Genomic DNA, 10,837 nt, shown 5'->3' on the forward strand with positions numbered 1-10,837 from the left:
CTTATTCAACAACCTTGGGCACGGTATAGAAGGGGCCAACGGCATCGGGCGCGTTGGACAGCACGGCGTCGCGGCAGTTGCCGTCGGTCACCACGTCGTCACGCGTGCGCAGGGCTGCGTGGCCCGTGCCGACCATGGGGGTAACCCCTTCGACATCGACCTCGTTCAGCTGCTCGACCCAGCCGAGGATCCCGTTAAGCTCCCCTTGCAGGGCAGGAAGATCAGACTCGTCAATACCAATCCGTGCCAGTCTGGCAATGCGGCGGACGGTCGCGGGATCAAGCGACATGAAGCAATAACTTTCCATCGTAACAGGGGAAGAATATCCTGCGGCGCAGGACCGAGAAGGAACATACCCCCGACCATGCCCCTGTTCAACATACGCGATCTGCGCGCGGCCCTGCGCCCCCATCAGCGCCTGCTTGGCCTTGACCCCGGAAAGAAGACGATTGGCGTCGCCCTGTCGGATGTAGGGCTTATGCTCGCATCCCCCCATATGGGGCTGAAACGCGGGAAACTGTCGCTCAACGCGGCTGAAATCAGCCGGATCGCGCGTGCGCAGGACGTGGGGGGACTGGTGGTCGGGCTGCCGCTGTCGCTTGATGGCAGCTTTGGCCCAGCGGCACAGGCGGCGCGGGACTGGGCGCTCAACCTGTCGAACATGACAGGGCTGCCCGCTGCGATGTGGGATGAACGGCTGTCGTCGTCCGCTGTGAACCGGTTCCTGATTGCGGAAGCCGACATGACCCGGCAGCGCCGGGGTGAAGTGGTGGACCAGATGGCGGCGGCCTACATACTGCAGGCCGCCCTTGATGCCTCGATCCCGCAGGAACCGGTGTAGCCCGATTTCGAATTCGTGATGGCATGACTGGATTGTGCCAAAACCGGACCCGTCAGGTGCGGGGGCTGCTATGGTCGTCGCCACCACCGGCGCGCAGCGGAAGGTGACCCTTCCCCCCATGCCTTTTTCCGCCGGCCCCATGTTGCATAAACAAGGACACCGGCCATGCGCCTGCCGCACCTGCATCTGCCCTATCTGCATATCCATGTGCATGACCGACCGCTGGCAGGCGACCCGCACCCGCATAACCCGTTTCACTGGAAGCTGTATTTCTGCGAAGCGATCGCCACCGCCATCCTCATGATCCTGGGCCTGAGCGCCGTCATCCTGCTGACTGCACCCGGCAGCCCGTTTTCATGGCCGCTCATGCACCATCCCTACATACAGACCGCACTGTGCGGGCTGTGCTTCGGCCTGTCGGGTACGGCGGCGGCCATGACACCGTTTGGCAAGGTCAGCGGAGCGCATATCAACCCGTCCGTCACGCTGGCGTTCTCGCTGGCCAAACGGATTGGGGGGGTGGATGCGCTGAACTACATGATCGCGCAGGTCATTGGCGCCTTCCTTGGCACGGCAGTAGTGTATGAGGCGGGCCGGATGATTGCATGGTGGGGCAACATGGCCGTAGCCGTGCGCTACGGGGCGACCGTGCCATATGGCCGGATTTCGATCTGGTGGGCGATGTGGTCGGAAATGTTCGTGACTGCAGCCCTGATTGCCATGCTGTACTGGCTGGCGGCCCACCCGAAATGGAAGTTCATCACACCATGGTCGGGCGGCCTGTTTTTCCTGATCATGAACCCGGTTACGGCGTGGCTGTCGGGCAACAGCGTCAATTTCGCGCGCACGCTGGCGCCCGCGCTGTTCGCGGGGCAGTGGACGGGGTTGTGGATCTATGTGGTCGGTCCCTTCGCGGGGGCATCGCTTGCGGTCATGGCCATTCGCATGAACCTTCTGGGCAAGCTGCACCTGCTGGAGGCGCGACTGGTCAATTTCGGCCATCATGGCCGCGTGCCGGGACTGGATGATCCGCACCGCAAGCTCAACCACCCCGATGATCCCGACCACGTTCCCCCCGGCGCAGGCCCGGCCTGACGGGTGGCCCGCATCTGGCGCAACCCACGAATGACATATTCCGTTGTTTTGCTTGGGTGGCATTAACGGCCATAGTCGCCTGCCGCCATGCCCGACATGGCCCGCCGAGGGAGAAAGCATACTGATGAAGCGGTTTTTCAACACGCGCGAAACCATTGTCACCGAAGCCCTGGACGGGTTCCTGCGCTCGGCCGCAGGCAGCCACCTGTGCCGGCTGGATGGCTATCCCGATACCTGCGTCGTCATGCAGCGCGAACCCGACCGCACCCAGGTTTCGGTCATTTCAGGCGGCGGGTCCGGACATGAACCCGCCCATGCCGGGTTTGTCGGGCGCGGCATGCTGACGGCTGCGGTCTGCGGCGCGCTGTTTGCCTCACCATGTGTTGATGCGATCGTGGCGGCCATCCTTGCCACCACGGGGGATGCAGGCTGCCTGCTGGTGGTCAAGAACTATACGGGGGACCGGCTGAATTTCGGCCTGGCTGCGGAACGCGCGCGTGCGCTGGGCAAACAGGTGGAAATGGTGATTGTGGGTGACGACATCGCCCTGCCGGACTCTGCCACGCCGCGCGGGGTCGCGGGCACGGTTCTGGCGCACAAGCTGGCGGGATATGGCGCGATGCAGGGCTGGCCGCTGACCCGGGTTGCGGAATTCGTCCGTGACGCAGCCAGGCGGATGCGCACTATCGGTCTGGCGCTGGAGGACTGCAATCCCTACGAACCCGATCGCGCCAGCCGCCTGTCCGCCGATCAGGCCGAACTGGGTCTTGGCATTCATGGCGAACCCGGCGCCCAGCGCATTGCCATGGCCCGCGCGGATGACCTGATGCGCACGGCCGCCGACACGCTGGAAGCCAGCCTGCCCACGACCGTACGCAACACCCGCTTCGCACTGGTGCTGAACAATCTGGGCGCGGTTCCGGAAGTGGAGATGGCATTGCTGCTGGAAGCCTTCAGCCACACGCCGCTGGCACGCCGGGTTTCCCACGTCATTGGCCCGGCGCCGCTTATGACCGCGCTGGACATGAACGGCTTTTCGATCACGCTGATCGAACTGGACGAAGCCATCACCACGGCGCTGCAGGCCGCGGCCCAGCCGCGCGCATGGCCGGGCATCGCCCCGCTGGGCAGCCCTGCGATAGCACCCATGCCGCCCATGCCTGATGCCTTCCCGTATCCCGCCACGCCCAATCCCGCGCTGCGACGTGTTCTGGAACGCGGGGCGCAGGTGCTGGTCGCTAATGAAAAGGCGCTGAACGAGCTGGATGGCCGGATCGGGGATGGGGATGCTGGCTCCACCTTCGCCGGTGCGGCGCGGGAAATCACGGCGGCACTCGACCGCCTGCCGCTGGCTGACCCACATCACCTCATGACCACCATCAGCAACATCCTGACCCAGCATGCGGGTGGATCGAGTGGCGTGCTGTTCGCCATCATGTTTTCCGCCGCCGGGCGCAGCCCGGAACCATGGCGGCAGGCATTGCGTGACGGACTGGAACATATGATGGCATGCGGCGGCGCGAAACCGGGCGACCGCACCATGATCGACGCGCTGTATCCCGCGCTGGAGGTCCTTGCCACCGGCGGTGGCCTGCCCGATGTGGCGCATGCCGCGCGCGAGGGCGCGAATTCCACCACCACCATGGCCAGCGCCCGCGCCGGACGTGCCGCCTATGTGCCCAGCGCACAGGTACGCGACGTGCCCGATCCGGGCGCCGAGGCCGTCGCCCGCCTGCTGGAAGGACTGGCCGCAGGCTGACCGGGCAGGGGAAGGGGGCAGGAGTCAGGCCGCAGCCAGACCCTGCCCATACCGCAGGAAAGGCCGTTCAGGCCTTCTTCACGAATTCCGATTTCAGGTTGATCGCCCCCACACCGCTGATCTTGCAGGCGATGTTGTGTCCATCCATGGCATCAATCAGACGGATGCCGCGCACTTTCGTCCCGCCCTTGATGACCGAGGATGCCCCCTTGATCTTCAGGTCCTTGATCACGGTCACGCTGTCGCCATCCGCCAGCACGTTACCGTTGGCGTCACGCACCTCGACCGCGCCATCCGTGGGCGTCCCGGCGTCCTCGGGGTTCCATTCAAATCCACATTCGGGGCAGTTCCACAGGCTCCCGTCGGGATAGACGTGTTCGCACCCGCACTGGGGGCATGTCATGTCAGCTTCCATTATCGTCCTCACTTTCTGGGACCGCGCTGATACAGCACGGATGCCCCCGCAGCAAAGACATGGATCATGCGACCGCACGCTTTCGCACCCGATCGGCCATAATTCGGCACGTCTGGATGGTTCTGGTTGCGTCTTTATTTCAGCAAGGCCATGGGAAAGGTCGCCTAATTTTATCAGCAGGCTGTTTCCTGAACCCCTTCTGACAGGCCACGCGGGGACAGATGCCCCACGTTGCCTGAAATGCGGGTTTACTGCTGCGGCGCGGTACCTCCATGCGTACTGACACCGGGGCCGCCCCCACCGTCCGACCCGCCACCGGCAGGCTTTGGCTTGTCACACCCGGCAAGACAGCCAAGGACAGCCACCGCCATCATCATCCGCGCAAGGTTTCGCATCGGTTTTCTCCCCTCCAGCCATTCTGGCCTTCAAGGGGAGATAACCGCCGGACCGCCCCACGGTTGCGTGTAAAAACAGGGCAGCGCCTGACAAGCAGCGTAACACCCGCCATGTCATGCATGTGCACGCAGCAACGGTAGCGGTACTGGAAGGAAGGATATTCCATCCGCTGCATCCCGTAATATCTGGGCAGCCCTTAACGGACCGCCTGTTTTCGGAAAAAACGTTCAACCGCCAGCATGCACAGTAACAACGCGACACCAAATCCTTCGCGGGCATGGTCCATGAGGTAACGCATGACGACCTCCTCCTCTGGCGTATGAAGGGAATAGTGACGCATTTCTTTACCTACCGGAAGTAAAAACGCATCACTCTCCCTTCACAATCCTATCGTTCATTCCCCTGACCGGCATGAATGGAATGCGCGTCCCGTCAGCGCCACTGAAGCCGCATGCCCTGTTCCGGCACGATGAAATTCACACCGAGATCCCTGTTCCCCTCCCGCAGTTCAGCAGGGATGACCGAAAGCGGGTCCGCATCCCGTCGCAGGGACGGCTTGATATGCGCCACCAGCACCGGCATCCCGCGCAGTGGGGTATGTGCGGTATCCTGCAACGCCGTCAGTTCCCGCAAAAGCCACCGCGGGGACAGATGCCCCCATAGCTGGTTATCGGGACGGGTATCATCATACGAACATTCAATCACGATACCCCGCAGCCGGTGCGCGCGGACCAGCGGGGCCACTGCCTGCCATATGGCCTGCAGCCGCGTGCCATGTTCAACCGCATCCGCCCCCGTATCCCCGAAATAGAGCATGGCATCACTGCCGGACTGAAGCAGGAAAGCTGTTGATTCCACACTGCCGTGACTGAGCGGGAAGGCCGTCACCCGCAATCCCGTATGCGCCAGCGTAACCGGCTGACCCGCCGCAAGGTCCTGATAATGGTATAGCCCCAGCCGTGGCGGGGTCCCGATATCTCCGTTATTGGGCCATACCGCGCCGTTGAACAGGTCGCGCGAAAGGACCGTGGTGACGGAGGGCAGGGCATAGATGGACTTGGCGCTATCATCTGGCGAGACCAGCACCAGCCCGGCCACATGGTCCAGATGCGCATGACTGATCAGGTAGGCCGCAATGCCATGATGCAGGACGAACCCCGGCCGGGTTTCCGTCGCATCCGCAGGCATGCGGGTATCATCCAGCGCCCCACGCTGATCGGCCACCTGCAATCCGTGCAGCACGGTGCCTGCATCACACAGAACTGCCCGAGGGTCGCCTATGGGATGAATCATGTAGGCGCTCAGATTACCATCCTCCAGCCCGCCACGCGCGCCAAGCACCGTAATGTCAAAACCTGCCGCCACCGCCTGTCGTGGACTGGCCCCGGATACAAGACCCGCCACAAGCATCAGACAGGACAGCAGCCCACGGCATGGCGACATCGGACACTCCTTACCTCCGGCACAGCCGGATCTGTTTCGTTATGGAAAAGGAACATAGACCGCCTGCCGCGAACTTGCCATCTCGGTCGTCCGGGGCATAGGAAAGGAGCATGTCAGCGTATCCCCACCCCGACCACGACGCCATGTACTGCCACATGGCCTGCACAGCCCGGCACGAAGGAGCAATCCATTGACCCGGATTTTCATTGATGCCGATGCCTGTCCCGTTCGGGACGAGACCTATCGCGTGGCGCTGCGCTACGGGCTGCATACCTATGTCGTGTCAAACCGCATGATCGCGGTGCCCGACACGCCACTGATTGAACGGGTGGTGGTGACACAGGGCATGGATGTGGCGGATGACTGGATCGCCGAACATGCCACCACCCATGACATTGTCATTTCCGCCGATATTCCGCTGGCCGCGCGCTGCGTGGCAAACGGGGCCTGCGTGCTGGAACCACGCGGGCGGATACTGGATCAGGATGCGATTGGCATGGCGCTGGCCATGCGCAACCTGATGACGGACCTGCGCGATACCGGCGCGATCATGCAGGGCAGCCGTGGCTTTACCCGCGCCGACCGTTCCACCTTCCTGTCCGCGCTGGACACGGCTGTGGTCAGGGCACGCAGGCAGGCAGCGGGACACAGCCGCAGGCCGCCGGTCCTACCTGCTTCGGCATCAGGGGGCATTCCAGATCAACGATTTGATAAAAAATAAAAGTTTCGGGTATTCCGTTTTCAAAAACGGGCACCCAAATTGTTTCCGTAACGTGCGGCATATCCTGCACGCAGGCTTTTGCAGCAATGTTAAAAAAAATGCCGCCTGTCCCTAATGGGCGGCGGCACAGGCCCATGCCCCGATGGCGGCGCATGGGCAGCGTATTATAAAATCACCCGGCCTTTTTCTGGGCTGCCTTGGCGAACAGTGCGGAAATCGCATCCTGTGCCTCGGTCTGGATGGTCTTGAGGTGCGCTTCGCTCCTGAAGCTTTCGGCGTAGATCTTATAGACGTTTTCCGTGCCCGAGGGACGGGCGGCAAACCAGCCATTCTCTGCCGAAACCTTCAGCCCGCCAATGGCGGCCCCGTTGCCCGGTGCATTGGTCAGGGTGCTGATGATCGGCTCACCCGCCAGTTCGGTCATGCCGATCTGCTCGGGGGAGAGGGTTTTCAGGATGGCCTTCTGTTCCGGGTCGGCCGGGGCGTCGATACGCGCATAGTACGGCGTGCCAAGGCGTTTGGTCATGTCCTCATACGCAGCGCCGGGTGTGCGCTTGGTACGGGCCGTGATCTCGGCGGCCAGCAGGCCAAGGATGATGCCGTCCTTGTCCGTGCTCCACACCGTGCCGGCACGGCGCAGGAAGGACGCACCAGCACTTTCTTCCCCGCCAAAGCCCAGCGTGCCGTGGTACAGGCCATCGACAAACCACTTGAACCCGACCGGCACTTCCACCAGCTTGCGACCGATTTCCTTTGCCACGCGGTCGATCATGCTGCTGCTGACCACCGTCTTGCCCACACCCGCGCTGGCGTTCCAGTTTTCGCGGTTGTTGAACAGATATTCAATCGCGACAGCAAGATAGTGATTGGGATTCATGAGCCCGTACCGGCCCGACACGATCCCGTGGCGGTCGGCATCGGTATCATTGGCGAAGGCGATGTCAAATTTGTCCTTCATGCCCACCAGACGCGCCATGGCGTAGGGGGAGGAACAGTCCATGCGGATCTGCCCGTCCCAGTCTGCGGTCATGAAGCGGAAGGTCGGGTCCACTTCCTTGCTGACGATCGTGGCGTTGATGCCGTATCTGTCGATGATCGGCTGCCAGTAATCCACCGCCGCCCCGCCCAGCGGGTCAATGCCGATGGACACGCCGGATTCACGGATGATGTCCATGTCCACCACGGACGCCAGGTCATCCACATACGGCGTGATGTAATCATGGCGTTTTGTGGTGGGGGCCTTCAGCGCGTCCTCGAACGGAACGCGCTTCACGCCTTCCATGTTCCTGGCCATATAGTCGTTGGCGGCGCCTTCCACCACCTTGGTGATATCGGTATCCGCCGGGCCGCCATGGGTGGGGTTGTACTTGTAGCCGCCATCTTCCGGCGGGTTGTGCGACGGCGTAATCACCACGCCATCGGCAAGGTCGCTGCTGCGGTCGCGGTTATAGGTCAGGATCGCGTGCGAGATGACCGGTGTGGGGGTATAGCCGTCACGGGCGTCAATACGGACATCCACGCCGTTTGCAGCAAATACTTCCAGCGCGGATTTCAGCGCCGGGCGCGACAGCGCATGGGTGTCAATGCCAATGAACAGCGGCCCGGTAATGCCCGCGCCCTTGCGGTAATCGGCAATCGCCTGGCTGATCGACAGGATATGGTTTTCGTTGAAGCTGGTGGTCAGCGACGACCCGCGATGCCCCGACGTACCAAACGCCACGCGCTGCGTCGCAATGGCGGGGTCAGGCTTGCGGGTATAATAGGCGTCAAGCAGGGCATCGATATTGACAAGACGGTCCGGATCGACCGGCTTGCCGGCAAATGGGCTTATGCTGGGCATTGACTGCTCCCGAAATACGATATGAAAAAGCGCATATTCTACAAATTCCCTTACAGGCCGGTACGGGCATCGTCCAGCCGCAAACCGCCGCCCCGCCGCACGGGCCGGGGGTGTCGCGCAGCCGGGGGACGCGGCACACGGGACGGGAAAGGGACTGCATCATGCCGAACACTGGCGCGCGGATTGTTCTGGTGGCATTGAACTATATCAAAATCCGGACCTTTTCCGTTTCCTTGCCCGTCATCACGTTCCCGCGCACGGGTTGCGGGACAGGGGCCGCCATACCATCATATGATCATGGATACAGTTACCCCGCCCGACGGCCCCGCGCCGTCAGAAACGGACCCTGAACAGCTGCGCCGGCAACGGCTGGAACGGCTGCTGCGCCGCCTGCCCACGCGGGGGGAACAGGCCATGCGCTGGCTGTTGCAGCCGGGCCGGACATGGCTGCGGGCCATTCTGGGGTGCCTGCTGATCGCAGGCGGGATGCTGAGCTTCCTGCCGGTTCTGGGGCTGTGGATGCTGCCACTGGGCCTGATCCTGCTGGCGGAGGACGTACCCGTCCTGCGCAGTCTGACCGCGCGCATGCTGGAATGGATCGAACGCCGCCATCCGCAATGGATGGCCCCGAAATCCACGCCCTGACCACAACACGTCAGGGCATGGAAACATCACCCGCGTGAGCGCGGCTTCGCCTTCCTGCGCCCGACAACCGACAGGCGGGTCGTCACCAGGTCATATCCCATCTGCCGCACGATTCCATCGAGCAGGGCATCGAGTTCGGCGTTTTCGAATTCGATGACCTTGCCGGTATCGGCATCGATCAGGTGATAATGGTCGCCATGGTCGCCATCCGCCACTTCGTACCGTGCGCGGCCCCCGCCGAAGTCGCGGCGCTGCAGGATGCCGTTTTCTTCGAACAGACGCACGGTGCGGTACACCGTCGCGATTGAAATGCGCGGATCGACCTCTACCGCGCGGCGGTACAGTTCCTCCACATCCGGGTGGTCATCACTGTCAGACAGAACGAAGGCAATCGTCCGACGTTGGCCTGTCAGCTTCAGGCCGCGCTGACGGCACAGATCCGCCAGGGGAGAATCGGGGGAATTCGGCTCTTTCATCGTTCTGCAACGTAATCCAGACAGACCACTGCGGTCCAGTAGGGATAAGACGGCACGCACGTCGATTTTAATTGCAAATGATAATCTTTCTCATTATCAGACTCTCACCGACACATTAGGGAGCGGGCTTTGCCAAGGCCCGAGCGGATGATGACCGACACGACAGTTTTCATGAATGATCTTTCGTGCAGCGAACGCCTGCTGGTCTGGTGCGTGCGCCGCCTCAGTGGTGGCGGCGAGGGCGCAGGCTCCATGCCCGGCCTTGCGCTGCCGTGCTTCCGGGCCGATTTCGCCGCCGTGGCCGATGCCTTCCGCATGGCGCTGGGACGGCTGCGCACCTACCAGCATGCCCCGGTGGATGTCGCGATCTGCAGCGCCACGCACCTGACGGGCACGGAAAACCGCTTCCTTCTTGCCGCTACAGCAGCGCAGGAAGGGCGCGAGGCGGAGGTACGCCGCACGCTGCGTCCCGTTTTCACGCACCATCATGTCCTGTCCCCCTTCGCCGCCGCCATCACGCAGCTTGGCGCCTGCATGGCGGGTGCCGGCTACTGGCTGCCACGCCGGGGCAGCGGGAGTGGCAGCCCGCCCGTGCAGCGCCTGCGCTGGACATCGCAGGCCGAAACCGAATGGAACAGCCCGCCATCCGCCACCGCCATTCCCGGCACGCCGCAACCCGTGGGCGCGGGCAGCCTCGCCACCATGCGCTGGCATGATGCGGATATGGGAAGCGCCCATGTCATGTGGCCCAGGGCCGTCGCCGCGGCCGTGCAGACAGGTGGACTATAGGAAATATATGCAAGGGGAGGGGCGCGACCCGAGCGGTCGCGCATCGCCGCATGATGACAGGATAACCCGCCATGCCATCAACCCGGCTGTCCATGCGCCACGCCTGCGCGTTCATGGAAAACGCGTTCCTTGAACTGCTCGACATCCTTGCGTGGCAGGAAGGGGCGGCGCCACCGCCAGCCGCCCGCGCCCATGGGGCGACGGGAAGCTGTGGCGCCCACCGGGGCGGGATCAGTCCTGATCGGGGGCAGGGGCCGAATTCAGCTTGATGTACTGCTGGATGCCCACCTGACGGATCAGGTCGAACTGGCGATCGAGGAAGTCCTCATGTTCTTCCTCGTTGACCAGGATCTTGAGCAGAAGATCGCGGGAGACGAAGTCGCGCACGCTTTCGCAGTAGGCGATGCCTTCGCGCAG

At 62.9% G+C, this 10,837-nt stretch carries 14 protein-coding genes; 6 read left to right on the plus strand and 8 right to left on the minus strand.

The genetic code is table 11. The features are described from left to right. Window position 1 precedes the first annotated feature (1 nt). Entirely contained in the window at window positions 2-289 is a 288-nt protein-coding gene (gene gatC, locus B7449_RS10785) for an Asp-tRNA(Asn)/Glu-tRNA(Gln) amidotransferase subunit GatC (RefSeq protein ID WP_010511548.1), read from the minus strand. Window positions 290-364: 75 nt separating this feature from the next. Here gatC and ruvX point away from each other — a divergent pair, with 75 nt between their 5' ends. From ruvX to B7449_RS10800, 3 genes are all read left to right on the plus strand, one after another. After that, window positions 365-841 (plus strand): Holliday junction resolvase RuvX, encoded by a 477-nt coding sequence (gene ruvX / locus B7449_RS10790; protein WP_039732906.1) that lies wholly within the window; start codon window positions 365-367, stop codon window positions 839-841. A gap of 165 nt (window positions 842-1,006) precedes the next feature. Beyond that, complete coding sequence (locus tag B7449_RS10795; protein ID WP_039732905.1) at window positions 1,007-1,936, plus strand: MIP/aquaporin family protein; 930 nt, start codon at window positions 1,007-1,009, stop codon at window positions 1,934-1,936. Window positions 1,937-2,060: 124 nt separating this feature from the next. Continuing rightward, window positions 2,061-3,695, plus strand: coding sequence for a dihydroxyacetone kinase subunit DhaK (locus B7449_RS10800; RefSeq protein ID WP_039732904.1), 1,635 nt, complete (start codon window positions 2,061-2,063; stop codon window positions 3,693-3,695). A gap of 67 nt (window positions 3,696-3,762) precedes the next feature. Here B7449_RS10800 and B7449_RS10805 read toward each other — a convergent pair whose 3' ends face one another. The 3 genes from B7449_RS10805 to B7449_RS10810 form a co-directional block, all read right to left on the minus strand. Further along, complete coding sequence (locus tag B7449_RS10805; RefSeq protein ID WP_039732903.1) at window positions 3,763-4,110, minus strand: zinc ribbon domain-containing protein YjdM; 348 nt, start codon at window positions 4,108-4,110, stop codon at window positions 3,763-3,765. A 248-nt stretch (window positions 4,111-4,358) separates the two neighbouring features. Further along, window positions 4,359-4,505 carry a hypothetical protein gene (locus B7449_RS21285; protein WP_167335748.1) on the minus strand — a complete coding sequence of 49 codons (147 nt, stop codon included), beginning with the start codon at window positions 4,503-4,505 and terminating at the stop codon, window positions 4,359-4,361. A gap of 433 nt (window positions 4,506-4,938) precedes the next feature. After that, window positions 4,939-5,949, minus strand: coding sequence for an MBL fold metallo-hydrolase (locus B7449_RS10810; protein WP_039732901.1), 1,011 nt, complete (start codon window positions 5,947-5,949; stop codon window positions 4,939-4,941). Window positions 5,950-6,139: 190 nt separating this feature from the next. Between B7449_RS10810 and B7449_RS10815 the strand changes: the two genes are divergently transcribed. Continuing rightward, window positions 6,140-6,670 carry a YaiI/YqxD family protein gene (locus tag B7449_RS10815; protein ID WP_039732899.1) on the plus strand — a complete coding sequence of 177 codons (531 nt, stop codon included), beginning with the start codon at window positions 6,140-6,142 and terminating at the stop codon, window positions 6,668-6,670. Window positions 6,671-6,842: 172 nt separating this feature from the next. On the opposite strand, the gene pgm is transcribed toward B7449_RS10815, so the two are convergent. Then, entirely contained in the window at window positions 6,843-8,510 is a 1,668-nt protein-coding gene (pgm, locus tag B7449_RS10820; RefSeq protein WP_039732897.1) for a phosphoglucomutase (alpha-D-glucose-1,6-bisphosphate-dependent), read from the minus strand. Window positions 8,511-8,807: 297 nt separating this feature from the next. On the opposite strand from pgm, the gene B7449_RS10825 reads away from it, so the two are divergent. Then, window positions 8,808-9,155: a hypothetical protein gene (locus tag B7449_RS10825; protein WP_235721014.1), complete on the plus strand. Its 348-nt coding sequence runs from the start codon at window positions 8,808-8,810 to the stop codon at window positions 9,153-9,155. A gap of 26 nt (window positions 9,156-9,181) precedes the next feature. On the opposite strand, the gene B7449_RS10830 is transcribed toward B7449_RS10825, so the two are convergent. After that, window positions 9,182-9,631 carry a Fur family transcriptional regulator gene (locus B7449_RS10830; protein ID WP_010513409.1) on the minus strand — a complete coding sequence of 150 codons (450 nt, stop codon included), beginning with the start codon at window positions 9,629-9,631 and terminating at the stop codon, window positions 9,182-9,184. A 171-nt stretch (window positions 9,632-9,802) separates the two neighbouring features. On the opposite strand from B7449_RS10830, the gene B7449_RS10835 reads away from it, so the two are divergent. Continuing rightward, complete coding sequence (locus tag B7449_RS10835) at window positions 9,803-10,420, plus strand: hypothetical protein (RefSeq protein WP_242407786.1); 618 nt, start codon at window positions 9,803-9,805, stop codon at window positions 10,418-10,420. Between the two features lie 77 nt (window positions 10,421-10,497). On the opposite strand, the gene B7449_RS21075 is transcribed toward B7449_RS10835, so the two are convergent. Both B7449_RS21075 and B7449_RS10840 read right to left on the minus strand, forming a co-directional pair. After that, entirely contained in the window at window positions 10,498-10,641 is a 144-nt protein-coding gene (locus B7449_RS21075) for a hypothetical protein (protein WP_159108153.1), read from the minus strand. 10 nt (window positions 10,642-10,651) lie between these two features. After that, window positions 10,652-10,837, minus strand: a 186-nt coding sequence (locus tag B7449_RS10840) for a ferritin-like domain-containing protein (RefSeq protein ID WP_048883612.1), incomplete at its 5' end; no start/stop codon positions are given.

Source organism: Komagataeibacter intermedius TF2 (assembly GCF_000964425.1).
Classification (GTDB): Bacteria; Pseudomonadota; Alphaproteobacteria; order Acetobacterales; family Acetobacteraceae; genus Komagataeibacter; species Komagataeibacter intermedius.

What these genes read in the sequence shown, in the direction of transcription:
- gatC (WP_010511548.1), bottom strand. Translation starts at nt 289, where the DNA reads ATGTCGCTTGATCCCGCGACCGTCCGCCGCATTGCCAGACTGGCACGG.
- ruvX (WP_039732906.1), top strand. Translation starts at nt 365, where the DNA reads ATGCCCCTGTTCAACATACGCGATCTGCGCGCGGCCCTGCGCCCCCAT.
- B7449_RS10795 (WP_039732905.1), top strand. Translation starts at nt 1,007, where the DNA reads ATGCGCCTGCCGCACCTGCATCTGCCCTATCTGCATATCCATGTGCAT.
- B7449_RS10800 (WP_039732904.1), top strand. Translation starts at nt 2,061, where the DNA reads ATGAAGCGGTTTTTCAACACGCGCGAAACCATTGTCACCGAAGCCCTG.
- B7449_RS10805 (WP_039732903.1), bottom strand. Translation starts at nt 4,110, where the DNA reads ATGGAAGCTGACATGACATGCCCCCAGTGCGGGTGCGAACACGTCTAT.
- B7449_RS21285 (WP_167335748.1), bottom strand. Translation starts at nt 4,505, where the DNA reads ATGCGAAACCTTGCGCGGATGATGATGGCGGTGGCTGTCCTTGGCTGT.
- B7449_RS10810 (WP_039732901.1), bottom strand. Translation starts at nt 5,949, where the DNA reads ATGTCGCCATGCCGTGGGCTGCTGTCCTGTCTGATGCTTGTGGCGGGT.
- pgm (WP_039732897.1), bottom strand. Translation starts at nt 8,510, where the DNA reads ATGCCCAGCATAAGCCCATTTGCCGGCAAGCCGGTCGATCCGGACCGT.
- B7449_RS10825 (WP_235721014.1), top strand. Translation starts at nt 8,808, where the DNA reads ATGGATACAGTTACCCCGCCCGACGGCCCCGCGCCGTCAGAAACGGAC.
- B7449_RS10830 (WP_010513409.1), bottom strand. Translation starts at nt 9,631, where the DNA reads ATGAAAGAGCCGAATTCCCCCGATTCTCCCCTGGCGGATCTGTGCCGT.
- B7449_RS10835 (WP_242407786.1), top strand. Translation starts at nt 9,803, where the DNA reads ATGAATGATCTTTCGTGCAGCGAACGCCTGCTGGTCTGGTGCGTGCGC.